Consider the following 22,835-nt stretch of genomic DNA (forward strand, 5'->3'; position numbering starts at 1 on the left):
CGATGAGTTCCGACAAAGACGACGTCAAAGGGCCCGAAGAGGAACCTGTTTCCAAGAAGACCATCGAGCCGGAAGAGGACCCGACCCTGATCGACGAGAGCCCGTCCCCGGACGACGGGGAAGGCGCTGAACCGGAAGAGTCCGCCGAGGCGGAGGCCGAGAAGGCTCCCGAAGACGCGGACGGTTCCGACGGGAGCGGCGAGGGCGGCGACGAGGTCGCCTCGCCCGAACCGCCCGAGGTGTACGCCGCGACGGCCGTTCCGGCCGAAGGTGGCGATGGCGGAGACGGCGGGGACGGTTCGGACGACGATCCGGCCGCAGAGCCCGATGACGAGCCCGAGGACGACGAGGAAGACGAGCCCGAAGAGCCCGAGGAGGGCGAGGGGGCCCAGATGTCCCTGCTCGACCATCTCGGCGAGCTGCGGTCCCGGCTGACCCGCGCGGCGCTGGCCGTGTGCGTGGGCATGGTCGCCTGTTATTCCTTTGCCGGGCAGATGTTCGACATCCTCATGCAGCCCATGGTGGACGTCTTCCAGAAACAGGCGGCGGCCACCGCTCCGTTGCTGACCCCGGAGTTTTACCAGCAGTTCGGCACGGTCTTCGAGAAGATGCTCTCCGCCAACGGGTTCAACCACCCCGAGCAGATGCAGATCTTCATGGCCGCCCTGCAAAAGGCGCTCATGGCCGTGGCCAGGGAAGGGCACTTTCAGTACACCTACCCGGCCGAGGCCTTTTTCGCGCACATCAAGATCTCCATCGTGGCCGGCATCTTCCTGGTCAGCCCGTACGTGTTCGCCCAGATCTGGGGCTTCATCGCCCCGGGGCTCTACTCGCACGAGCGCAAGTGGATGGTGCCCATGGCCCTGTTCTCCGGGATGTTCTTCACCGGCGGTGCGCTGTTCGGCTATTTCCAGGTCTTCCCCTATGCCTTTGAATTCTTTGCCGGGTTTTCCAACGCGGGCATTCAGTTCGTTCCCAAGCTCAACGAATACCTGAGTTTCTGCCTGAAGCTCCTGTTCGCCTTCGGCCTGGTTTTCGAGCTGCCCCTGTTCATCTTCTTCCTGGCCCGGCTGGGCATGGTCTCGTCCGCGGGATTGCGCAGGAAACGCAAGTACGCCATCCTGTGTGCCTTTGTCCTGGCGGCCATTCTGACCCCGCCCGATCCCTTCACCCAGTGTCTCATGGCCGGGCCTCTGGTCGTCCTTTACGAGGTCGGCATCTGGGTGGCCTACTTCTTCGGCAAGAAGGAGAAACGCCACCTCAAGAAGCAGGCCGAGGCCGAGGCAAAGGCCCAGGCCGAGCTGGACGCCGTTGCCGAAGAGGGTGGAGACGGAGACGGGGAAGAGACCCCCTAGCGACCGCAATCAGGGCGGGCATCGTAAAAGTCGGTGCCTGCCCTGTTTATTTTTCTAGTCTTTTCCTCTATGTATGGGGATGACGCTTACGTTCTACAGGAAAGGAGTGCGCCATGCGCCAGGCCACAGTGGCTCGGACCACCAAGGAAACGGACATATCGCTGACCCTGAACCTCGACGGTGAAGGCAAGGCGGCGGTGGACACCGGCATCGGGTTCGCCGACCACATGCTCACCCTGTGCGCCTTCTGGGCCGGGTTCGACCTGGACCTGACCTGCAAGGGCGACCTGGAGATCGACACCCACCACAGCCTGGAGGATATCGGGCTCTGCCTGGGCCAGGCTCTTGCCGAGGCCCTGGGCGACAAGCGGGGCATCAACCGCGTGGCCTCGGCCAAGGTCCCCATGGACGAGGCCCTGGCCGAAGTGGTCGTGGATCTCTCGGGCCGCCCCTACATCGTCTATGACGACGCCCTGTTGCCCGACCTTGTCGCGGGCGAAGAGAAGGACGTCTGGCGTGAATTTTTGAAGTCCCTGGCGTACAAAGCGGGCATGAACCTGCACGTCAAATTCGAGTACGGCCAAAACGGCCATCATCTGCTGGAAGCGGCCTTCAAGGCCCTGGGACTGGCTCTGTCTCGCGCGGCCACCGTCGGGCGCAAGGGGGTTTCCAGCACCAAAGGGAGTCTCGACTGATGAAACGTTCCGCTGTCTTTTTCGCCCTGGCCCTCACGGGCCTGGCCCTGCTGGCCCTGACAGGTTGCGGCAAGTCCACCCGGACGGCCGCCGTGCCGCGTCCCGAGGGCAGGCTGGCCGTGGCCGGGTTCACCAATCCCACCTACAACTGGGAACTCCTGGCGGGCTACCTCGACCAGGAAGGCAAGCCCGCGCCCGCAGGGACCATCGAGACTCTGGACATGATCCTGGCCGACACCCTGCAGCAGCACCAGGTCTTTGACTACATCACCCCGGACGCCGTCAGGCAGTGCGAGGACGTGGTCGTTTTCGAGGACTCCGGCAAGCCCCGCGTGTCCGCGTGGAAATACTGGCTCGGCGTGGGCAAGTGCATCCAGGCCGACTATCTGCTCGTCCCGCAGTTGACCACCTGGCGCGAGCGAGTCGGCAGCGACGCCGGCGTGGAGACCCCGGCCTCGGTGGCCATCGACTTCTATCTCATCGACGTCAAGAACGAGCGGATGATCCGCTCCCGCTACGAGGAGACCCAGCAGTCCCTGCTGGAGAACCTCTACAACGCCAAAAAGTTCGCCGCCCGCGGCGGCAAGTGGGTGACCGCCACCCGCCTGGCCCGCGACGGCATGGACGAGAAACTCACGGAACTCGGATTATGATTCTTTTTCCCGCTGTCGACATCAAGAACGGTGAATGCGTCCGCCTGGCCCAGGGCAAGGAGGATGAGGTCACCGTATTCGCCTCCGACCCCGTTGCCCAGGCGCGCTACTGGGAAGACCTCGGCGCGCGCTACCTCCACGTGGTGGACCTGGACGGGGCTTTCTCCGGCGTGCCCAAGAACTTCGACCTGATCAAGGCCATCTGCTCCGAGATCGACATCCCGGTCCAGCTGGGCGGCGGCATCCGCGACATCGCCACGGCCAAGAAGTACATCGAGGCCGGCGTGCGCCGCTTGATCATCGGCACCATGGCCCTGGAGAACCCGCAACTCTTCTCCGACCTGTGCACTGCCCTGCCCGGCCGCATCGGCGTCTCCCTGGACGCCGTGGACGGCAGACTCAAGACCAAGGGCTGGGTCGAGGACGCGGGCCTGACCATCGACGACGTCCTGCCGCGCCTGGAAAAGGACGGCATCTGCTTCATCGTCTACACCGACATCGCCCGTGACGGCATGCAGACCGGCGTCAACCTCGACGCCCTGGCCGCCCTGTGCGCCAAGACTTCGGTCCCGGTCATCGCCGCCGGCGGCGTCCATACCCTCGATGACATCAAGAATCTCTATCCCCTGTCCAAAAAAGGCCTCGAAGGCGCCATATCCGGCCGCGCCATCTACGTCGGCACCCTCGACGTCAAAGAGGCCAACATATGGATCGACGCGCAGTAGGGCGGATACCACGCAATCAAAAAAGGGCGACCGCCGAGCGGTCGCCCTTTTTTTTTATGCCTCCGGGCCTCCAGCCGTTGGCGAGTCTTCGAGCCTTACGGCTGAGGACAGCAGCGACAGGCGGAAGGGGAAGGGAAACCCTTTGAAAAGGGTTTCCCTTCCCCTTCCCCGGCCTCCATCCCCATCCTTTCCTAAACTTTTTCCATCCGCTTCGCGGGGCGGTAGACGCAATAAAAAAGACCTCTGACTCAGCAATGAGTCGGAGGTCTCTATTTTTGATTCTTCTGGAGCGATTCGGGTGCACAGCACCCGACAGCGGCTCTTTCTTCAGCCGTCAAATCGTCCTCGGGATAGGCTATCGGAAGCCGCCCCCCTTATTCAGCGTCTCCCCCAGTAGGGTAGATGTGGACGTCTTGCTGGGGGTAGGGGATGGAGATGCCTTCCTGGTCGAAGACCAGCTTCACCTTTTCGGTCAGGGCGAAGTACACGCCCCAGTAGTCGCTGGTCTTGCACCACGGGCGGACCACGAAGTTGACCGAGGAGTCGGCCAACTCCATGACCTGGATGACCGGGGCGGGCTCGGCCAGGACGCGCGGTTCCTCGGACACGATGCGCTCCAGGGTCTTCTTGGCCTTGAGCAGGTCGTCGTCGTAGCCGATGCCGAAGGTCATGTCCACGCGCCGGGTGTCGTTGGCCGTCACGTTGGTGATGGTCCCCCCGAGCACGGCGGAGTTGGGCACGGTGATGACCTTGTTGTCCGGGGTGGTCAGCACGGTGTTGAAGATGTTGATGGCCGTGACCGTGCCGGACTGGCCGCCTGCGGTGACGTAGTCGCCCTTCTTGAAGAACTTGAGCAGGATGAGCATGACGCCCGCCGCAAAGTTGGACAGGGAGTCCTTGAGGGCCAAGCCGACGGCCAAACCGGCGGCGCCGAGTACGGCCAGGAAGCTGGTCACGTTGATGCCCGCCTGGCCGAGCGCCGCGATGACCACCGCGGCGATCAATGCGTAATAGGTGATGTTTTTGAGGAACACGGCCAGCGTCTCGTCCACCTTGGCTTTGATCAGGCTCTTCTTGATCCCGTTGGCCAGGGCCTTGGCGATGATCCGCCCGATAATGAATATGAGCAGGGCCACGATAATCCGCAGCCCGTACTGGGTGACGTAAGCGACAATGGTATCGGTCAGTTGGGAGATATTGATGTCCATGGTTCCTCCGAAAAAGATGGGATGTGATCTCGTCGTCAGGATTCTTAGCACAAGGTAAGGAATATCGGAACAGTTTTATGGGGAAAAGGCGATGCCTTTTCGCCTATCCGTCGCCCCATTTTCCGCGCTCTTCCACCCGGATGTATTTCTGGAAGGTGTAGTAGAACCCGGCCAGCGCATTGCACAGCCCGGCGGTGCCGTCCAGGAAGCCGAGCTTGAGCAGGTAGAGCTTGACGAAGCGCATCACGGCGTGGAGCAGGGCTCGGGCCGGGCCGCCTTTGCGGCCCTTTTCGCGCAGGGCGGCCGCGCCCTCCTCGGCGTAGTAGTTGATCTTGTCCATGTGCTGCCGGAAGGACTCGTAGGGGTAGTGCAGGATGTCGCCGGACAGCTTCCCGGTCTCGCCGATCGGGTTGAAGTGGTAGTGCGCGCCCGAGGCCGTGACCTCCATCTTGCCGGAGCGGAAGACGCGGAACAGGTAGTCCGGGTACCACCCGGAGTGCTTCATGAACCGGTTGAAATAAAAGGAGCTGCGGGGCACGTAATAGCCCGCTATCGGCTCGTTGGCCGTGAGCCTGTCCTCGATGTTCGCGCGCAGTTCGTCGGTCAGGAACTCGTCCTGGTCCAGCGAGACCACCCAGGCGGTGTTGATTTCCTTCAGCGCGAAGTTGAACTGGTCCACCGGGCCGGGCCACGGCCGGACCACGACCCGCGCGCCGCACTTCTCCGCGATCTCGCGGGTGCGGTCCGTGGACTGCGAATCCACCACCAGCAGTTCGTCGCAGAAATCGAGCGACTTGAGGCATTGTTCGAGCAGCCGCTCGCCATTGAAGGTCAGGACCAGGCCGGTCACGGTTTCGCGCATGGTTTTCTCCTTGGGCAGGGGGATCATAGCCGCTATCCGCGGCTCGGTCCATCCGAAACAAAAAGGCCCCCCTTCCTGCGAAGAGGGGCCTTGGGTCAATTGCGGATTAGAGGTCGGTGTGGTGGTCCGGGCCGGACGGGTTGACCTCGTCGGGCAGCGGCTCGTTGCAGTCCTTGCAGGGCAGGATCAGGTTCAGGACGACGCCCACAATACCGGCCAGGCCGATACCGCCGAGCTTGACGATGATCAGGTCGAAACTCATGCCGCCGATGCCGAAGACCAGGATGATGGCCACGATAGCCATGTTGCGCGGCAGCATAAGGTCGTTGCCCGCGCGCACCAGGGTGTTGATGCCGATGACGGTGATGGCACCGAAGAGCAGGATCATGATGCCGCCCATGACCGGCACCGGGATGGTATTCAGGAACGAGCCGAGCTTGCCTACGAAGGCCAGGACGATGGCGGTGATGGCCGCCCAGGTCATGATGGCCGGGTTGAAGGAGCGGGTCAGGGCCACGGCCCCGGAAACCTCCGAGTAGGTGGTGTTCGGCGGGCCGCCTAGGCAGGCCGCCAGGGAAGTGGCCAGTCCGTCTCCAAGCAGGGTGTTCTGGATGCCGGGGTCCTTGACGTAGTCCTTGCCGGAGATGCCGCCGATGGCCAGGATGTCGCCGAAGTGCTCAATGGCCGGGGCGATGGCCACGGGCACGATGAACAGGATGGCTTCGAGGTTCCAGGTAGGGAACGTGAATTTGGGCATTTCCAGGAGCGGGGCCTCGGCGATCTTACCGAAGCTGATCAGGGCAGGGGCAGTCCAGTTTTGGAGCTGGCCGGGATCGAACGCGGCCTGCTGGGCCGCGGTGAAGCCGGTGGCGTCCAGGATCAGGGAGGTCGCGTAACCAGCGGCGATGCCGAGCATGATCGGGATCAGCTTGATCCAGCCCTTGCCCAGCAGAGAGGCAAAAATGGTGGTCAACAGTGCCACGCCCGCGATGATCATGGCCGTGTTGTTGGGCACAAGCCAGGCCGAGCCGTCGCCGGTGCGGCCCATGGCCATGTGCACCGCGGTGGGAGCCAGGATCAGGCCGATGACCATGATCACCGGGCCGGTGACCACGGGCGGGAGCACGCGGCGGAGCATGCCCGAGCCGTAGATGCGGATGAGCACGCTCAGGATGGCGTAGAGCACGCCTGCGCCCGCCAGGCCGCACATGGTGGACGGGATGCCCCAGGTTTGCACGCCGTAGATGATCGGCGCGATGAAGGCGAAGCTGGACGCCAGGAACACCGGGACCTTGCCTCGGGTTATAACCTGAAACAGCAGGGTGCCCGCGCCCGCAGTGAACAGGGCCACGTTCGGGTCCAGTCCGGTCAGCAGCGGGACCAGGACCAGCGCGCCGAATGCCACGAAGAGCATCTGCGCGCCCAGCAGCGCGTCCTTCAGTTTGAAATTGTACTCGGTGGAATGCACGTCACTCATCGTTCCCCACTCCTCTCTCTTGGTTGCGGAGCCCCCCGACTCCTGTGTTGCCCCTCTGGCCTCAAAAAAAGGCACGCTGTGCAGCGTGCCCTTTGCCTACTTGGTTCCGAATATCTTGTCCCCCGCGTCACCGAGACCGGGGATGATATAGCCTACGTCGTTCAATTTTTCGTCCACCGCCGCGGTGTAGATGTCCACGTCGGGGTGTTCGGTCAGGATGCGCTCGATGCCCTCGGGCGCGGCGCACAGGAACAGGCCGCGAATGGACTTGCAGCCCGCTTCCTTGAGCAGCTTGATGGTCGCGTTCAGAGTACCGCCCGTGGCCAGCATGGGGTCCAGAATCAGGGCTATGCGCTCTTCGATGTTCTTGGCCAGCTTGACGTAGTACTGGACGGGCTCCAGCGTCTCCTCGTTGCGGTAAAAGCCGACAACCGACGCCTTGGCGCCGGGGATCATGTCGTACACGCCGTCAAGCATGCCCAGGCCTGCGCGCAGGATGGGCACCACGGTAACCTTCTTGCCCTTGATGCAGTCCACCTCGACCTTGCCCGCCCATCCCTTGATGGTCTTCTTTTCGGTCTCGAAATCCTTGGTCGCCTCATAGGTCAGCAGACGGGTGATCTCGTTGGCCAGCGTCCGGAAGTGGCTGGTGGAAATGTCGTGCTGACGGAGTAGACCAACCTTGTGCCGGATAAGCGGGTGGTCGACCAGGTGTAAGGCCATGTTCGCCTCTCTTTGGGTTTTGATTATATGTAAAGAAAGTTTCAATTGCGCAAAATTTCTTTTTTCTAAGCCGATGCCGGGAGAGGGTCAAGAGCCAATTTTGTCAACGGTGAATGCATAAAATCAATTTGAATTTTACTTTCCAATGATTCCCGGTATATCACCTTGACCATGACGAACGAGAAATCCGAACAGCGGTGGGAGCGGACCGTTCCAGAGGCAGACGCTGGGTTGCGCCTGGACAAGTTCTGGGGCCGCGAGTTGGCCGGGGAGGGCGTCTCCCGAGGCCGTATCAAGGCCTGGGTCGAGTCCGGCCTGGCCCTTGTCGACGGCGAGGTCGCGGCCAAGGGCAACCGGAAGCTCATGCCGGGCCAGACCGTGTCCATCCGGGCCGCCGGGCCCGAGCCGGGCGAGCTCGCGGCCGAACCGGTCCGGGGCGACATCCAGGCCGTGTTCGAGGACGCCGACATGCTCGTGGTCGTCAAGCCCGCGGGGCTGACCACCCACCCCGCGCCCGGCGAACCCGGCCCCACTTTGGTCAACCTGCTTGTTCATCGGTGGCCGGACATCGCGGCCGAGAACAGCTCCATGGACCCGCAGCGGCCCGGCATCGTCCACCGCCTGGACAAGGACACCTCCGGGCTCATGGCCGTGGCCCGGACCGAACCGGCGCGCCTGGCCCTGTCCGCGAGTTTCGCCGAGCGCAGGACCTTCAAGGTCTATCTGGCCCTGGTCCACGGGTGCCCCGAGCCCGACCGGGGAACCATCGACGCGCCCATGGGCCGCCACCCGCACCACAAGACGCGCATGGCCGTGCTGCCCAAGGGCGGGCGCGAGGCCCGCAGCGACTACCGGGTGCTCTGGACCGGACCGCGCGGCCTGGCCTCCCTGGTGGCCGTGCGCATCCACACCGGCCGGACCCACCAGATCCGCGTGCACATGGCCCACATCGGCCACCCGCTCCTCGGCGATGCGGTCTACGGCGCGCGCGAGAACGCCGAGTGGTCGCGGCGGCCCGACCGGCTGGCCGGCCTGGCCCCGCGCCAGATGCTCCACGCCTTTTATCTCTCCGTGCCCCATCCGGCCACGGGCGAGCCGGTGACCCGCTGGCTGGCCCCGCCCGAGGACTTCCGCACGCTCTTCGCCGGGCTGACCCGCGAGTGTCTGCGCGTGGGCATCGTGGGCATGCCGGGCGGCGGCAAGTCCGCGCTGCTCAAGGCCTTGCGCGACCTGGGACGGCCCTGTTTCTCGGCGGACGAGTCCGTGGCCGGACTATACGCTCCGGGCGGCGACGGCGCGGCCATGATCAAGCAGCGGTTCGGCGGGCGCTACACCCTGGACGACGGCGGCGTGGACAAGCCGGGCCTGTTCGCGGCCATGCGCGGGTCCGAGGCCGTGCGCCGCGAGGTCATGGACATGGTCCACCCCATGGTCCGCCACCAGTGCGAGGCATTTTTCCAGGTCCATCGCGACGAGCCCGTGGCCTATGCCGAGATTCCCCTGCTCCTGGAAGGGGGCTGGCACAAGTCCGGCATGGTCGACCTGGTGGCCGGTGTACACTGCCCGGAGGCTAAGCGCACCGGGGAGCTGCGCAAGCTCCGCCGCCTCTCGCCGGAGATCCTGGCCGTGTTCGACTCCTGGCAGTGGCCCGAGGCGGACAAGCTCGCGGCCTGCGACGTGGTCGTGAACAACGACAAGGGGCTGGCCGAGCTGGCCGCCGGGGCGCGCAATCTGGACGAGACCGCGAACGCCGCCTGGGAGCAACGCAACCGGGAGTTTGCGGACTGGATGGACAGGCTGTGGCCCGAGTTGGCCGGTGAACTGGCCGGAGAGCAGGCCGGGAGGGGCGAGGCGTGATCCCCATCCGCGACAACGTGCCGCGCGAGACCCGGCCCTATGCCGTGTTGTCCATCATCGCCGTCAATTTCATCGTCTTCCTGATCGTCTACAGCATGACGCCCGAGGCCAGGACGCGGATCTACTACCTGTTCGGGGTGGTTCCGGCCCGGTTCTTCGAGCCGGACTGGGCGGCCTGGGCGGGCTTCCCGGATACTCTGGGCTGGCCGTTCCTGACCTACATGTTCCTGCACGGCGGCTGGCTGCACGTCATCCTGAACATGTGGATGCTCTGGATCTTCGGGGACAACATCGAGGACGTCACCGGCCACGGCTGGTTCGTGCTCTTCTACGTGCTCTGTGGCCTGGCCGCCGTGGCCACGCACATGGCCTTCGAGCGGTCCTCGCCCATGCCGGTCATCGGCGCGTCCGGGGCCATCGCCGGGATCATGGGCGCGTACATCGTGCTCTATCCCCAGGGCAAGGTCCTGACCCTGATCCCGGTCTTCTTTTTCCCCTTCATCTTCCGCATCCCCGCATCCCTGTTTCTGGGATTCTGGTTCGTCATGCAGATCATCTCCGGGGTGTACTCCACCGTCCACAGCGCGCAGAACGTGGCCTGGTGGGCGCACGTGGGCGGCTTCCTGACCGGGATCGTCCTGATCCGCTGGTTCCGCCGCCCCGGCCGGTGCCGCTACTGCTACAACCCGGACACCAAGGACTACGACCCCGAGGAATCGGGGCCGACTTCTGGTTAAGAGAAATCAGGTGCGGATGCCGCTTCGCGGCGAAGGTCGGATGCTTTTGCCTCCGGCGGGCAGGGGCTCGCCCCCCTGCACCCCAGTGTGCGCCTGCGGCGCGGGTTGGTATGGGGTCGCCGGGGGGATCGGATGTTGATTAGAGCGTCCTGAACCGTTCGGCCAGTTGCCAGCGGTCCACCAGGGTGGCCACCGCCGGGGGAACCAGGTGGCGCCACTCGCCGCCGTCGCGGATGGCCGCGCGCACGTCCGTGCCGCAGATGCCCTTTTCGCTTTGGGGACGCTCCCACATGACGTGGGTGGTCAGGCCCAGCGCCTGGAACCGCTTGAGCTTCTCCCGCCCCCAGTCGTCGTAGATGGTCAGGTAGTAGACCGCGTCGCGCGGGGCGCATCCTTCGAGCAGCTCCGGGCAGTTGATCGGGAAGGGAATCACGGAAAATGCGTGTCGGTCCACCCCGGCCTCCATCAGGGCGGCCTCGATCATGGCCTTGCGTTCCTCGAAGGTCAGGGGGTTGCTCTCCCGGCTGGACCGCTCCGGGTTGGTGGCCTCCTCGCGGGTGGTGGCCGCGTCCGGGTTGGTCACGCCGATGATCAGCCGCTCGCACAACTCTTTGCCCGCCAGCAGGTAGACCAGATGGTCGTTGTGCAGGACCTGGAACCGTCCGTGGATGAAGCCGAGGGGGTGCATGGTTACTCCTGGGGATCGAGGATGAACGGGGAGTGATCGCCCGGCCAGTATTCCACCGGCTCGGGTGTGTCGCGGATGCCCTCCAGCCGGGCGCGGTCGAGATAGTTGAGGACCGTGAACAGGAACTCGCGGCCGCGCATGCAGCCCAGCGCACCTCCGGCCACGGAGACCTCGTCGAAGGCGGCGACCCGGTCGCGGCGAACGCCTCGGCCAGAGAACAGCAGCGGCACGGGCTCGCCCGAATGGATCAGCGCGCCGCAGCTCGGGGTGGAATGGTCTGCGGTCACGGCCAGGAGCAGGCGTTGGTCTGCCAGGACGGCGTCGGCCACCTCGCCGAGCCCCCGGTCCAGGGACTCGATGACCCGGACCTTGGCCTCGGGGTCCTTGGTGTGGGCCGCCTGGTCCGGTCTCTTGGTGTGCACGTGTATGAAATCATAGTCGTCCACGCGGTCGAGCGCCAGCCGGATGCGCTCGGCCAGGTCCGCGCCCGGATCGTCCGTGTCGCGCGCCTTCAGGAAATCCATGCCCGTGAACCGGGCCAGCCCGGCGTACATGGCCCCGGTGGCGATGGACAGCGCGCGCAATCCGTACCGCCGGCGCATGGTCGGGCAGCGGGTCAGCCGCCCGGCCCGTTGGGTGACCAGCCCGTTGGCCGGGACCTGCCCGGCCCGCTCCCGCTCGCGGTTGAAGGGCAGGGCCGAGAGGGTGCGGTGCGCCCGCAGGAGATATTGCTCCAGGACGTGCGCCGTGCGCAGCGCGGCCCGGTCCTCGTGATCCTTGAGCGGCAGGGGGCGGGGCAGGATCCGTCCGTCCACCATGGGGTTGGTGTCCGTGACAAAGGGCGAGACCTCGCCGCGCAGGACCAGCACGCCGAACAGACCGCCCACCGGGTGCAGGGAGGCGGCCACTCCCTCGGACTCGAAGGGCGGCAGGGCGGCGAACAGGGCGTCGGCCTCGCCGGGGGTGGCCGGGACCTTGTCGTGGAGCAGGGTCAACCGGTTGTCCGCGTCCGGGCCGATGTGGGCGAAGTGGGTGAGCAGGGCCACGTCGTCGGGGCCGAGGTCCAACCCCGCGCCCAGGGCCTCCAGTGCGCCGCGTCCCGGGAACTCCTCGGGCAGCCCGCCGAACAGGGCGAAGTGGGCGTTCTCCGAGGGCAGGGGCTGGCCGAAGAAGGTGGCGTGGTATAGTCCGGTGGCGGAGAGGGCGGCCAGTCGGTCCAGGCACGGCGTGGCCGCCGCCTGGAGCGGAGTGCGGTCGCCGAGGCAGGGATGGGACCGGTCGCCCAGGCCGTCCAGCAGGACCAGGATGCATGTGTCAGGCATGGGCGGCTCCGGCTCGTTTATAGAAATCATCTATACCAATAATGATTATCATAAATACAATCTCATTGCCTTGCGTGGGGACGGGTGTAGGATAACCACCATGCTGATAGACCTTCACGTCCATTCCACCTGCTCCCCGTGCAGCATCCTGAAGCCTTCGGAGATTCTGAGCAACGCTCGTTCCCTGGGGTTGGATGCCGTTTGTATCACCGATCACGACACCATGTCCATTCTGACACAATGCCGGGAGGGATTTCAGCCCGACGGGCTGCTCCTCATCGTGGGCATGGAGTACACCACGGACCAGGGCGACTACCTGATCTTCGGGAACGTACGCTCCCTCCCCCAGGGGCTGTCCGCCGAGGCGCTGCTGCCGGCGGTGCGCGACCTGGGCGGCGCGGCCATATCGGCGCACCCGTGCCGAACCTGGCGTCCGGCGGACCCGGTCATCTTCGACCGGGGGCTGTGCACCATCGCCGAGGCCGAGAACGGGCGCAACACCAATGTCGAGAACGACCTGGCCATGAGCCTGATCGCGGGACACGACATGACCGCCGTGGCCGGGTCCGACGCCCACTCCCTGAGCGAACTCGGCCGCTGCCCGACACGGTTCACCGTGCCGGTCAACTCCACCAGGGACCTGGTCGAGGCCCTCAACCGGGGTCAGTGCCGTCCCTCCATGGTGCACCGCTCGGCGGCCTGATCCTTCCTGGGCCACGGAACTCCTTCCTACTTCGGCGGAATCAGAAAGGACGTGACCTTGCGCACGCCCTTGACGCCCCTGGCCACCTTCACGGCGAGGGCGGCGTCCTTCTTGCTGCGCACCATGCCGAGCAGCACCACCTCGCCGTTCATGACCTCCTGCTCGATTTGGGTTGAGCTCAGATCGCCGTTGCCGATGAGCTCGGCGCGCACTTTGGCCGCCAGCTCCAGGTCGTCGGCCGTGGTATCGGTCTCGGGCTTGAAGTAGCTGGTCACCTTGGTCACCCCTTCGGTCCCCTTGGCCGTCTTCACCGCAAAGGCGCGGAAGGCGGCGTCGTTGATCGCGCCCACCAGATAGACGTGCTTGAGGAAGGAATAGACGTGGACCTTCAGGGCCAACTTGGAATCCTTGTCCGCCAGGTCGGCCTTGATGGACAGGGATATTTTCTTGTCCGCGGCCTGGTCGCCCACGCTGCGTTCGTCGCGCGCGCTGTCGTAGATGGCCCCCCACGGGGTCCAGGCCAGGCAGGGCAGGGCAAGGCAAAGGATCAGCATGGCGGGAATGAGTGGATGAGAATGACGCATGTTTCCTCCTTTGTAGGCGTGTGGATAACTCTGTGGAAAATTGTCCGCTTTTCGTTTTTTCTGGCTTGACACAATGCAAAGGCATATTACTTTAGGTAAGCGTCGGAGAAATTATAATCAGTCAGCAGCAAGGAAAACGATTCTAATGGAATATAGAGACTATTACAAACTTCTCGGAGTGTCCCGCTCCGCTTCCAAGGAAGAGATCGGCAAGGCTTTCAAGAAGCTGGCCCGGAAGTATCACCCCGATCTCAACCCGAACGACAAGGAAGCCGAGGACAAGTTCAAGGAGATCAACGAGGCCTACGAGGTCCTCAAGGACGAGAAGAAGCGCAAGCTCTATGACCAGTTCGGCTCCAACTGGGAACATGGCCAGAACTTCCAGCCGCCGCCGGGCTACGAGAACATGCACTTCAGCAGCGGTGGCGGTGGCGGTGGCGGCTTCGGCGGCGGAGCGGGCTTCTCGGACTTCTTCGAGACCATCTTCGGCGGCGGGGGCGGCGGTTTCCGCGGCGGCTTCCAGTCCGGCGGCTTTTCGCAGGGCGATTTCGGCGGCGGCTATCAGCGGCGTCCGCGCCGGGGCGCTGACTCGGAGGCGTCCTACGAACTGACCCTGGAAGAAGCGTACCGGGGCGGCAAGAAGTCCATCACCCTGCAGGAGCAGACCGCGGGGCCCGACGGCATTCCGCGCATGACCACCAAGACCCTTGAGGTCACGGTGCCCGCGGGCATCAAGGACGGCCAGAAGATCCGCCTGGCGGGCCAGGGCAACCCCGGCCTGGGCGGCGGACCCAAGGGCGACCTGTACCTGAAGATCCGGCTCATGCCGCACCACATGTTCAAGGTCTCCGAATCGGACGTGGTTCTCGACCTGCCGCTGTCCCCGTGGGAGGCGGCGCTCGGTACCACCGCGCGCATCCCCACCCTGGACGGGGCCGTGGAGATGAAGATCCCGCCGGGCATCGGCTCGGGCAAGAAGCTGCGCATCAAGGGCCGCGGCCTCGGGGCCGGGGCCAAGAAGGGCGACCAGTACGTGCGCATCATGATCCAGGTCCCGGAGCGGCTCTCGGCCGAGGAGCGCGACCTGTTCGAACAATTGCAGAAGGTATCGGCCTTCAAGCCGAGAAGTTTCTAGAGGTACGACAATGACCACGAAGAAATTGCAGGAAATGATCATGCAGATGCCGGGCCTGAACCTGCCCGAGCGCAGCGAATACGTGGCCTGGGCCCAGGTGGTCCAGCTGACCTCCATCGAGCCCGCCGAGATGAGCGAGCTGGTCGACCTCGGCTGGATCAGCCCCAAGCGGACCGGAGCGGCGGAATACCTGTTCCGGTTCAAGGACGTCTACCGCATCCACAAGCTCATGCGCCTGGTCCACGACCTGGAGGTCTCGGTCTACGGCGGGTCCATCATCGTGGACCTGCTCGAACGGGTCGAGGAGCTCGAGACCGAGGTCGAGGAACTCAGGAGGCTCGTCTGACAGACATATTTCACGAGGAGGTAGTCATATAATGGATATCAACACATTCACCCGCAAAACTCAGGAAGCCGTTTCCGAGGCCCAGAACCTGGCCATCCGGAGCGGCCATCAGCAGATAGACTGCGAACATCTCATGCACGCCCTGGTGGCCCAGGAGAACGGCCTGGCCGGCCAGATCCTGCGCAAGCTCGGCGTGGCCCCGGACGCCTATCTCGGGGCCGTCGACGCCGAGATTGCCAAGATGCCCAGCGTGTCGGGCTCGGGCGTGCGCCCGGACCAGATCGTGGTCACCCAGCGCATGCAGAAGGCGCTGGTCGCCGCCGACGACATGCGCAAGCGCATGAAGGACGAGTACGTCTCGGTGGAGCACGTCTTCGTGGCCCTCATGGACGAGTCCGGCAGTTCGGGCGTGGGCCGGGTCAACAAGCAGTTCGGCCTGGACAAGAACAAGGTCCTGACCGCCCTGGAAGAGGTCCGCGGCAAGCAGCGCGTGACCTCGGACAATCCGGAGGCGACCTACGAGTCGCTTAAGAAGTACGGTCGCGACCTGGTGGAGGAGGCCCGTTCGGGCAAGCTCGACCCGGTCATCGGCCGCGACAGCGAGATCCGCCGCGTCATCCGCATCCTCAGCCGCCGGACCAAGAACAATCCGGTGCTCATCGGCGAGGCGGGCGTCGGCAAGACGGCCATCGCCGAGGGGCTGGCCCAGCGCATCGTCAAGGGCGACGTGCCCGAGGGCCTCAAGGACAAGACCGTGTTCTCGCTGGACATGTCCGCGCTCATCGCCGGGGCCAAGTACCGCGGCGAGTTCGAGGAGCGGCTCAAGGCCGTGCTCAAGGAGGTGGCCGAGTCCGCCGGGCAGATCCTCATGTTCATCGACGAGCTGCACACCATCGTGGGCGCGGGCAAGACCGACGGGGCCATGGACGCGAGCAACATCCTCAAGCCCATGCTGGCGCGCGGCGAGCTGCACTGCATCGGCGCGACCACCCTGGACGAGTACCGCAAATATATCGAAAAGGACCCGGCCCTGGAGCGCCGCTTCCAGACCGTGCTGGTGGAGGAGCCGTCCGTGGAGGACACCATCTCCATCCTGCGCGGCCTGCGCGAGCGGTTCGAGGTGCACCACGGCGTGCGCATCGCGGACGGGGCCATCGTCGAGGCGGCCGTGCTGTCCAGCCGGTACATCACCGACCGGCAGCTTCCGGACAAGGCCATCGACCTCATCGACGAGGCCGCGGCCCTGATCCGCACCGAGATCGACTCCCAGCCCTATGAGCTGGACACGGCCAACCGCCAGATCATGCAGTACGAGATCGAGCGCGAGGCGCTCAAGCGGGAGACCGACAAGGCGTCCCGCGAGCGGCTGGCCGAACTGGAGAAGAAGCTGGCCGAACTCAAGGAATCCCAGTCCGCCATGCTGGCCCAATGGGAGAACGAGAAATCCGGCATCGAGCGGCTGCGCGCCCTCAAGGGCGAGATCGAGGCCACCCGCCGCGAGATCGACGAGGCCAAGCGCATCCCCGACTACAATCGGGCCGCCGAGCTCGAATACGGCAAGCTGCCCCAGCTCGAAAAGGAGCTGGCCGAGCGCAATGAGGCCCTGGAAACCGGGGACGGCCCGCGCATGGTCCGCGAGGAGGTCGGCCCGGACGATATCGCCCAGGTCATCGCCAAGTGGACCGGCATCCCGGTCTCCCGGCTCATGGAGGGCGAACGCGAGAAGCTGCTGCGGCTGGGCGACGTCCTGCACGAGCGGGTCATCGGCCAGGACCAGGCGGTCCAGGCCGTGGCCGACGCCGTGCTGCGCGCCCGGGCCGGGCTCAAGGACCCGTCCAGGCCCATCGGTTCGTTCATCTTCCTCGGCCCCACGGGCGTGGGCAAGACCGAGCTGTGCAAGACCCTGGCCTCGGCCCTGTTCGACACCGAGGACAACATGATCCGCATCGACATGTCCGAGTACATGGAGAAGCACACCGTGGCCCGGCTCATCGGCGCGCCTCCGGGCTACGTGGGCTACGACGAGGGCGGTCAACTGACCGAGGCCGTGCGGCGCAAGCCGTACTCGGTCATCTTGTTCGACGAGATCGAGAAGGCGCACCACGACGTGTTCAACGTGCTCTTGCAGATCCTGGACGACGGGCGGCTGACCGATTCCCACGGCCGCACGGTGGACTTCAAGAACACCATCGTGATCATGACCTCCAACCTCGGGGCCGAGTTCATGCTCGACGGCATCGACCAGTCCGGCGAGTTCAAGCCGGGCGTGGAGGACCAGGTCCGCGAGGTGCTCAGGCGCCATTTCCGGCCCGAGTTCCTGAACCGCGTGGACGAGACCGTGCTCTTCCGGCCGCTGACCCAGGACCAGCTCATCGGCATCATCGACCTGCTGGTGGCCAGCCTGCGCGTCCGGCTCGAAGAGCGCAACATCGGCCTGACCCTGACGGACCGGGCCAAGGCGTTCATCGCCCAGTCGGCCTACGACCCGTCCTTCGGTGCGCGGCCCCTGCACCGCTACCTCCAGCACCACCTGGAGACCCCGCTGGCCAAGCGCCTCATCGGCGGCGACCTGGCCGACGGACAGGCCGTCACCGTGGACGAGCGCGACGGGGAGCTGGTCTTCGACTAGGATGACACCACGGACGACATTCAAGGCCGGTGCCCGGAACGGGGCACCGGCCTTTTTTTTGCGCTCCTGCCGGGCGGACCCTGTATTCGTCACCTGTTTGAAACCAAGGGCGCGGGCAAGTGGGCTATGTTATCCGGCAGGGAGGGACGCGCCCGCCGGGGCCTCTGCCGTGCCGAAATGTGATTCCTCGACCTCATCATTCAGGAGTGCGACCATGGATAAAGTGTTGTTCATCTGCGTGCACAACAGCGCGCGCAGCCAGATGGCGGAAGCCTACCTCAATGCGTTCGGGGGCGGCGAGTTCGTGGCCGAGAGCGCCGGTTTCGAACCCACGGAGATCAATCCTCTGGTGGTCGAGGTCATGAAGGAGGAGGGCATAGACCTCTCCGGGCACAAGACGCAGTCGGCCTTCGACCTGTACAGGGAAGGCCGGATGTTCAGCTACGTCATCACGGTCTGCGAGGAGTCGGTGGAGAAGCAGTGCCCCATCTATCCCGGCATGACGCACCGTCTGCATCTCCCGTTCCCGGACCCGGCCGAGGTCCGGGGCACCCATGAGGAAAAGCTGGCCCAGGTCCGGGTCATCCGCGACAGGATCAAGGCCGTCGTCTACGAGTTTCTGGAGTGGGCCCGGTCCGGAGACATCAAGAAACTCAGCGAGTTCTGGGAAATACGGCCGCTCGACTGATCCGGTTGGAAATCCCGCCGCCCCGCCTGGGGAAGCGGTCGGGCCCGGGTTCCCCGGTTCCCGTCATCTCCCCGTCTCCCGTTACGTCCTTCAGACATCCCCCGAAGGAGCCCCTCTCGACTCCGGGCAAGAACTTCCTTGACATCCGGCGAGTCTTTCCCGAAGGTTGCGCCTTCAACAATTATCGAGGTCTTCATGCCCAATCTGATTCTGCTGGCTCTGCTGGCGGCGTTTCCTCCCCTGTCCACAGACATGTATCTGCCCGCCATCCCCACCCTGCAGGTGCAGTGGGGCATCTCCTATGCCACGGCCAACCTGTCCATGGTCCTGTTCATGGGCGTGTTCAGCGTATTTCTGCTCGTTCACGGTCCGCTGTCCGACCGCTTCGGGCGCAAGCCGGTGCTCACCGGCGGACTGCTCCTGTTCATCCTGGCCTCCATCGGCTGCGCCCTGTCCCCCTCCATTGAGGTGCTTATCGCCTGCCGGTGTCTGCAGGCCGCGGGAGCGGCGGCCGGGGCGTCACTGGCCCTGGCCCTGTCCAAGGACCTGTACGAGGGGGGCCAGCGGCAGAAAATCCTGGCCCACATGGGGGTCATCATGGCCTTGGCTCCCATGTTGGCCCCGTCCATCGGCGGGCTGATGCTCAAATTCGCCTCCTGGCGCTGGATATTCGCCGTCCAGGGGTTCATGGCCCTGATCGGGCTGTACGGTGTGGCGCGTCTCAAGGAGCCCCTGACCGAGTTCACGCGCGGTGGTTTCCTGGCCGTGGCCGGGCGGTACCGGCTGGTGCTGAAGAACCTGCCGTTCACGGTTCTGGCCAGCGGGTTCGCGCTCATGTCCCTGCCCCATTTCGCTTTCATCGGCGGCTCGGCGGACATGTACATCAATGAGCTGGGGTTGTCCGAACAGGCCTTCGGCATCTATTTCGGGGCCAACGCCATCGGCTTCATGCTCGGCTCGTTCATCTGCACCCGCATGGTCGGCACGTACAAGCCGCTGAACATGCTCTACACCACCTTCGCCTTCCTGTTCGCGTCCACCATCCTGATGCTCATCCTCGGCGGACACACGCCTCTGACCCTGGCCATCCCCATGTTCTGCATGTCGCTGAGCGTGGGTTTTTCCCGGCCCATCTCCAACTCCATGATCCTGGACCAGGTGGACACGGACGTGGGCGCGGCCTCGGGCATCCTGACCTTCGAGATATTCTTTGTCGCGGCCCTGTCCATGGAGCTTATTTCCATGGACTGGAACCACAAGCCCATGATCCTGGGCATGCTCGGCGTGCTGGGCACCGTGATTCCGCTGACGGCCCTGCTGGCCGTCAGGAAGCGCTGCCGGTTCACCTAGCCGCCGCAGGCCATAAACGGCGAAAGCCCGTGCGCACGATTGCGCACGGGCTTTTTTGTTGCAATGGGGGCCGCTCAGGCGGGGATGTCGCGGAGAAAGGCCTCGGCTCTGCACTCGGACCAGTAAACGTTCTGCCCGCCCTTGGTCACGAAGCCCACGTGGCCGCCGTGGACCGGGGTCTCCAGGAACAGGCGCGGGTTGGACATGGCCTCGGCCACCGGGAAGCAGGTCGGGGTCAGGAACGGGTCGTTCTGGGCGTTGACCAGCAGGGTGGGCACGCGCACGGAGCGCAGGAACTGGAGGGACGACGCCTTGGCGTAGTAGTCCGCCGCGTTCGCGAATCCGCCCATGGGCGCGGTGAATCGGTTGTCGAAGTCGCGCAGGGTACGGATGCCCTTGAGCCTTGACGCGTCGACCACGTCCGGGAAGCGCTCGCCCTTTTCGCGCATCTTTCGGCGCAGGCCGCGCATGAAATATTCGAAGTAGATGTGGTGGGAGGAGATGACCCGCTCGGCTGCGTCCAGGTCACAGGGGGTGGAGAAGGCCACGGCCCCGGCCACCTCTTCAGGCACCCGTTCCGGGTTCTCGCCCAGGTACTTGAGGATTTGGTTGCCGCCCATGGAGAAGCCGATCAGGACCAGCTGGTGGTAGCGCCCGGTGGACAGGCAATGCAGGATGATCTCGTGCAGGTCCCCGGTCTCGCCCGAGTGGTAGCAGCGGGGCAGCCGGTTGGGCTCGTCGCTGCATCCGCGCTGGGACCAGCAGGCCGCGTCCCAGCCGTTTTTGGTGGCCATGGCCGCCATGCCGAGCACGTATTTCTTGTGCGAATTCCCTTCCAGCCCGTGGCTGACGATGACCAGCCGGTTGGACTCGCCGGTGCGCGAGCGGTGCCAGTCCAGGTCCAGGAAGTCCGAGTCCGCCAACTCCACGCGCTCGGGCTCGGGCGCGGTCAGGGGCGTAAGCCTGAAGAGCGGCGGGTACAGGGTGGCCATGTGGCCCGAGGCGAACGGGAAGGGCGGCCGGTAGTCGGGAATGGGCAGTACAGGCATGCGGTTGGTGTACGACCGCGCGCCCGCGAAGTAAAGCGGCGCGTGGCCTTTATGCGCGCTCGACCGGTCGGATTGTCGGCTGGAGCTTGGCCGTCCTGAGGGTGATCCGCTGTCCGTGGAAGGGCAGCAGGGAGGAGCGATGGCCCACGCTGACCACGGCGGCGTCGGGCAGCCGTTCGCGCAGGAGGGCATAGAGCCGCGCCTCGCCGTCCTCGTCCAGGGCCGAGGTGGCCTCGTCCAGGAAGAGCCAGTCCGGCTTCTGCAGGAGCATGCGGGCAAAGGCCAGCCGCTGCTGCTCGCCGGGGGACAGGGTCTGCGCCCAGTAGCGTTCGTCGTCGAGCAGCCCGGCCAGCCTTTCCAGGCCGCAGTCGGCCAGGGCGGCGCGCAGGGCGTCGTCGTCGAAGCCGCCCTCCGGGGTGGGGTAGCTGAGCACGGCGCGCAGGTCGCCCATGGGCAGGTACGGCTTCTGCGGCAGGAACAGGGTCCGGCCCCCGGCGGGCAAGTGGATGGCTCCGGTGGCGTAAGGCCACAGCCCGGCGATGGCGCGCAGCAGGGTGGACTTGCCCGTGCCCGAGGGACCGCTGATGAGCAGGCTCTCGCCCTTGCGCAGGGTCAGGCCCACGGGCTCTACCATGGGGCCGCCGTCGGGCAGGGCCAGGGCGAGCTCCCGGAGGGTCAGGACGTCTCCGTCGGCGGTGTCGCGGGTCAGGCCGCTGCCGTTCTGGGCCTCGCGGACTTCGTCCATGGCGTGGGAGAAGCTGGTCAGACGGTCCACGGTGGCCCGCCAGGAGGCCAGTTCGGAGTAGGCGTTCACGAACCAGCTGAGCGACCCCTGGACCTGGCCGAAGGCCGAGGCGGTCTGCATCAGGCCGCCCAGCTCCATGGCCCCGGAGAAGTAGCGCGGAGCGGCCGCCAGGATGGGGAAGATCACCGCAGCCTGCGCATAGCCGTTGGTCAGCCAGGAAAGTCGCTTCTGCCGCTTCATGATCGCCCACCAGTTGGAGACGACCTTGTCGAAGCGGCCCTTGAAGATGGAGGATTCATCCTGTTCGCCGCCGTACAGGGCCACGCCCTCCACGCTCTCGCGGAAGCGCACCAGACTGAAGCGGAAGTCCGCCTCATAGCGCTGCTGGTCGAAGTTCAGCCGGATGAGCGGCCGGCCCACGCGCATGGTCAGGTAGCTGCCCACCAGGGCATAGACCAGCGCGGTCCAGACCATGTAGCCGGGCACGGTGACGCCCACCCCGGCCAGGGTGAAGGAGAGCGCGCCGGACAGGTTCCAGAGGATGCCTACGAAGGAGATCAGGGTGATGGTCGATTCCAGGAAGCCCAGGGTCAGGGTCAAGGTCTGGCTGACGAAGGAGTCGATGTCGTCGGCGATGCGCTGGTCCGGGTTGTCGGTCTCCCCACCGCGCATCTGCATGACGTAGTAGGTCCGGTTCGCGAGCCAGCGATTCATGAGGGTGTCCGTGAGCCAGCGCCGCCAGCGGATCTGGAGCATCTGCTGCAGGTAGAGTTGGTACACGGCCACGGCGATGTAGATGCAGGCCAGCACGCCGAAGACGAGCAACTGGTGGGTGAACGCCTTCCAGTCGTGGTTCTGGAGGCTGTCGTAAAAGGCGTTGTTCCACTTGTTGAAGAGCACGTTCAGGTAGACCAGGCCCAGGCTCATGGACAGGATTACGGCCAGGAGCAGGCGGCCGCGCAGCCGGTCTTCGGAGAACCAGTAGGGCTTGGTCAGGCGCCAGGTGTCGCGCAGAAAATTTTTCGTCACGTTCATGCGGGTCTCGCGGAGAGCAGGGCCGTCGGCGGCGCAGTCGTTCGGCTGTGGAGTCGCGGCGGGGTGAAGACTTCGGGGACCGCCCGAGGGCGGCGTCCGGTGCCATGCGAACAAATGTACCGATCCTGCATGGCTTCGTCGGCCGCCGGTGTCAAGTGGGTGAAGCGGGTTGCACCATTGGGCGGGCCGGGAAAGGGGTTGCCCGGACCGGTCCGGATTGGCTACCCTTGGGCACCGCCCGCCGACGGGCGCGAACCCGAGGAGCCCGC

21 protein-coding genes are annotated in these 22,835 nt (G+C 65.2%); 12 read left to right on the forward strand and 9 right to left on the reverse strand.

What is annotated here, in order from left to right; genetic code table 11:
• Positions 1-2 precede the first annotated feature (2 nt).
• The 4 genes from tatC (at position 3) to hisA (ending at position 3,428) form a co-directional block, all read left to right on the forward strand.
• The gene (gene tatC, locus V8V93_RS08590; RefSeq protein ID WP_338669945.1) at positions 3-1,355 is read left to right on the forward strand and encodes a twin-arginine translocase subunit TatC; all 1,353 of its coding nucleotides are present in this window, start codon (positions 3-5) and stop codon (positions 1,353-1,355) included.
• Between the two features lie 113 nt (positions 1,356-1,468).
• The gene (gene hisB, locus V8V93_RS08595) at positions 1,469-2,050 is read left to right on the forward strand and encodes an imidazoleglycerol-phosphate dehydratase HisB (protein WP_338669946.1); all 582 of its coding nucleotides are present in this window, start codon (positions 1,469-1,471) and stop codon (positions 2,048-2,050) included.
• The gene (locus tag V8V93_RS08600) at positions 2,050-2,703 is read left to right on the forward strand and encodes a hypothetical protein (protein ID WP_338669947.1); all 654 of its coding nucleotides are present in this window, start codon (positions 2,050-2,052) and stop codon (positions 2,701-2,703) included. The genes hisB and V8V93_RS08600 overlap by 1 nt, the downstream gene beginning before the upstream one ends.
• Positions 2,700-3,428 (forward strand): 1-(5-phosphoribosyl)-5-[(5-phosphoribosylamino)methylideneamino]imidazole-4-carboxamide isomerase, encoded by a 729-nt coding sequence (hisA, locus tag V8V93_RS08605; RefSeq protein ID WP_338669948.1) that lies wholly within the window; start codon positions 2,700-2,702, stop codon positions 3,426-3,428. Before V8V93_RS08600 ends, hisA begins: the two co-directional genes overlap by 4 nt.
• A 374-nt stretch (positions 3,429-3,802) precedes the next feature.
• Here the strand turns inward: hisA and V8V93_RS08610 are convergent, their stop codons facing one another.
• The 4 genes from V8V93_RS08610 to upp form a co-directional block, all read right to left on the reverse strand.
• Entirely contained in the window at positions 3,803-4,636 is an 834-nt protein-coding gene (locus tag V8V93_RS08610) for a mechanosensitive ion channel family protein (RefSeq protein WP_338669949.1), read from the reverse strand.
• Positions 4,637-4,739: 103 nt separating this feature from the next.
• Positions 4,740-5,498 (reverse strand): glycosyltransferase family 2 protein, encoded by a 759-nt coding sequence (locus tag V8V93_RS08615; protein ID WP_338669950.1) that lies wholly within the window; start codon positions 5,496-5,498, stop codon positions 4,740-4,742.
• A gap of 106 nt (positions 5,499-5,604) precedes the next feature.
• A complete protein-coding gene (locus V8V93_RS08620; protein ID WP_338669951.1) occupies positions 5,605-6,975 on the reverse strand; it encodes a uracil-xanthine permease family protein in 1,371 nt (456 codons plus the stop codon).
• 96 nt (positions 6,976-7,071) lie between these two features.
• Positions 7,072-7,698, reverse strand: a complete 627-nt coding sequence (upp, locus tag V8V93_RS08625; protein WP_338669952.1) for a uracil phosphoribosyltransferase — start codon at positions 7,696-7,698, stop codon at positions 7,072-7,074.
• 171 nt (positions 7,699-7,869) lie between these two features.
• On the opposite strand from upp, the gene V8V93_RS08630 reads away from it, so the two are divergent.
• Positions 7,870-9,555: a dephospho-CoA kinase gene (locus tag V8V93_RS08630; protein ID WP_338669953.1), complete on the forward strand. Its 1,686-nt coding sequence runs from the start codon at positions 7,870-7,872 to the stop codon at positions 9,553-9,555.
• Positions 9,552-10,292 carry a rhomboid family intramembrane serine protease gene (locus tag V8V93_RS08635; RefSeq protein ID WP_338669954.1) on the forward strand — a complete coding sequence of 247 codons (741 nt, stop codon included), beginning with the start codon at positions 9,552-9,554 and terminating at the stop codon, positions 10,290-10,292. Before V8V93_RS08630 ends, V8V93_RS08635 begins: the two co-directional genes overlap by 4 nt.
• Before the next feature lie 139 nt (positions 10,293-10,431).
• Here the strand turns inward: V8V93_RS08635 and V8V93_RS08640 are convergent, their stop codons facing one another.
• Positions 10,432-10,980, reverse strand: coding sequence for a nicotinate-nucleotide adenylyltransferase (locus V8V93_RS08640; protein ID WP_338669955.1), 549 nt, complete (start codon positions 10,978-10,980; stop codon positions 10,432-10,434).
• Between the two features lie 2 nt (positions 10,981-10,982).
• Positions 10,983-12,302, reverse strand: coding sequence for an alkaline phosphatase family protein (locus tag V8V93_RS08645; protein ID WP_338669956.1), 1,320 nt, complete (start codon positions 12,300-12,302; stop codon positions 10,983-10,985).
• Positions 12,303-12,402: 100 nt separating this feature from the next.
• Between V8V93_RS08645 and V8V93_RS08650 the strand changes: the two genes are divergently transcribed.
• Positions 12,403-13,005: a PHP domain-containing protein gene (locus V8V93_RS08650; protein WP_338669957.1), complete on the forward strand. Its 603-nt coding sequence runs from the start codon at positions 12,403-12,405 to the stop codon at positions 13,003-13,005.
• A gap of 26 nt (positions 13,006-13,031) precedes the next feature.
• On the opposite strand, the gene V8V93_RS08655 is transcribed toward V8V93_RS08650, so the two are convergent.
• Positions 13,032-13,589, reverse strand: coding sequence for a BON domain-containing protein (locus V8V93_RS08655; RefSeq protein WP_338669958.1), 558 nt, complete (start codon positions 13,587-13,589; stop codon positions 13,032-13,034).
• Between the two features lie 145 nt (positions 13,590-13,734).
• On the opposite strand from V8V93_RS08655, the gene V8V93_RS08660 reads away from it, so the two are divergent.
• From V8V93_RS08660 to V8V93_RS08680, 5 genes are all read left to right on the forward strand, one after another.
• Positions 13,735-14,724 (forward strand): DnaJ C-terminal domain-containing protein, encoded by a 990-nt coding sequence (locus V8V93_RS08660; protein ID WP_338669959.1) that lies wholly within the window; start codon positions 13,735-13,737, stop codon positions 14,722-14,724.
• Between the two features lie 10 nt (positions 14,725-14,734).
• Positions 14,735-15,070 (forward strand): chaperone modulator CbpM, encoded by a 336-nt coding sequence (locus tag V8V93_RS08665; RefSeq protein ID WP_338669960.1) that lies wholly within the window; start codon positions 14,735-14,737, stop codon positions 15,068-15,070.
• Between the two features lie 31 nt (positions 15,071-15,101).
• Positions 15,102-17,699: an ATP-dependent chaperone ClpB gene (gene clpB / locus V8V93_RS08670; RefSeq protein ID WP_338669961.1), complete on the forward strand. Its 2,598-nt coding sequence runs from the start codon at positions 15,102-15,104 to the stop codon at positions 17,697-17,699.
• Between the two features lie 214 nt (positions 17,700-17,913).
• Entirely contained in the window at positions 17,914-18,387 is a 474-nt protein-coding gene (locus tag V8V93_RS08675; protein ID WP_338669962.1) for an arsenate reductase ArsC, read from the forward strand.
• A 138-nt stretch (positions 18,388-18,525) separates the two neighbouring features.
• The gene (locus tag V8V93_RS08680; protein WP_338669963.1) at positions 18,526-19,737 is read left to right on the forward strand and encodes a multidrug effflux MFS transporter; all 1,212 of its coding nucleotides are present in this window, start codon (positions 18,526-18,528) and stop codon (positions 19,735-19,737) included.
• 74 nt (positions 19,738-19,811) lie between these two features.
• Here the strand turns inward: V8V93_RS08680 and V8V93_RS08685 are convergent, their stop codons facing one another.
• Together V8V93_RS08685 and V8V93_RS08690 are read right to left on the reverse strand one after the other, a co-directional pair.
• On the reverse strand, positions 19,812-20,786 hold the full coding sequence (locus V8V93_RS08685; RefSeq protein WP_338669964.1) for a YheT family hydrolase: 975 nt from the start codon (positions 20,784-20,786) through the stop codon (positions 19,812-19,814).
• 49 nt (positions 20,787-20,835) lie between these two features.
• On the reverse strand, positions 20,836-22,566 hold the full coding sequence (locus tag V8V93_RS08690) for an ABC transporter ATP-binding protein/permease (RefSeq protein WP_338669965.1): 1,731 nt from the start codon (positions 22,564-22,566) through the stop codon (positions 20,836-20,838).
• Positions 22,567-22,835 lie beyond the last annotated feature (269 nt).

The sequence above is a fragment of the Pseudodesulfovibrio sp. 5S69 genome, assembly GCF_037094465.1.
Classification (GTDB): domain Bacteria; phylum Desulfobacterota; class Desulfovibrionia; order Desulfovibrionales; family Desulfovibrionaceae; genus Pseudodesulfovibrio; species Pseudodesulfovibrio methanolicus.

Bases quoted from the DNA above. Each gene is read 5' to 3' on its own strand.
- tatC (WP_338669945.1), top strand. From the start codon at position 3: ATGAGTTCCGACAAAGACGACGTCAAAGGGCCCGAAGAGGAACCTGTT.
- hisB (WP_338669946.1), top strand. From the start codon at position 1,469: ATGCGCCAGGCCACAGTGGCTCGGACCACCAAGGAAACGGACATATCG.
- V8V93_RS08600 (WP_338669947.1), top strand. From the start codon at position 2,050: ATGAAACGTTCCGCTGTCTTTTTCGCCCTGGCCCTCACGGGCCTGGCC.
- hisA (WP_338669948.1), top strand. From the start codon at position 2,700: ATGATTCTTTTTCCCGCTGTCGACATCAAGAACGGTGAATGCGTCCGC.
- V8V93_RS08610 (WP_338669949.1), bottom strand. From the start codon at position 4,636: ATGGACATCAATATCTCCCAACTGACCGATACCATTGTCGCTTACGTC.
- V8V93_RS08615 (WP_338669950.1), bottom strand. From the start codon at position 5,498: ATGCGCGAAACCGTGACCGGCCTGGTCCTGACCTTCAATGGCGAGCGG.
- V8V93_RS08620 (WP_338669951.1), bottom strand. From the start codon at position 6,975: ATGAGTGACGTGCATTCCACCGAGTACAATTTCAAACTGAAGGACGCG.
- upp (WP_338669952.1), bottom strand. From the start codon at position 7,698: ATGGCCTTACACCTGGTCGACCACCCGCTTATCCGGCACAAGGTTGGT.
- V8V93_RS08630 (WP_338669953.1), top strand. From the start codon at position 7,870: ATGACGAACGAGAAATCCGAACAGCGGTGGGAGCGGACCGTTCCAGAG.
- V8V93_RS08640 (WP_338669955.1), bottom strand. From the start codon at position 10,980: ATGCACCCCCTCGGCTTCATCCACGGACGGTTCCAGGTCCTGCACAAC.
- V8V93_RS08645 (WP_338669956.1), bottom strand. From the start codon at position 12,302: ATGCCTGACACATGCATCCTGGTCCTGCTGGACGGCCTGGGCGACCGG.
- V8V93_RS08650 (WP_338669957.1), top strand. From the start codon at position 12,403: ATGCTGATAGACCTTCACGTCCATTCCACCTGCTCCCCGTGCAGCATC.
- V8V93_RS08655 (WP_338669958.1), bottom strand. From the start codon at position 13,589: ATGCGTCATTCTCATCCACTCATTCCCGCCATGCTGATCCTTTGCCTT.
- V8V93_RS08660 (WP_338669959.1), top strand. From the start codon at position 13,735: ATGGAATATAGAGACTATTACAAACTTCTCGGAGTGTCCCGCTCCGCT.
- V8V93_RS08665 (WP_338669960.1), top strand. From the start codon at position 14,735: ATGACCACGAAGAAATTGCAGGAAATGATCATGCAGATGCCGGGCCTG.
- clpB (WP_338669961.1), top strand. From the start codon at position 15,102: ATGGATATCAACACATTCACCCGCAAAACTCAGGAAGCCGTTTCCGAG.
- V8V93_RS08675 (WP_338669962.1), top strand. From the start codon at position 17,914: ATGGATAAAGTGTTGTTCATCTGCGTGCACAACAGCGCGCGCAGCCAG.
- V8V93_RS08685 (WP_338669964.1), bottom strand. From the start codon at position 20,786: ATGCCTGTACTGCCCATTCCCGACTACCGGCCGCCCTTCCCGTTCGCC.
- V8V93_RS08690 (WP_338669965.1), bottom strand. From the start codon at position 22,566: ATGAACGTGACGAAAAATTTTCTGCGCGACACCTGGCGCCTGACCAAG.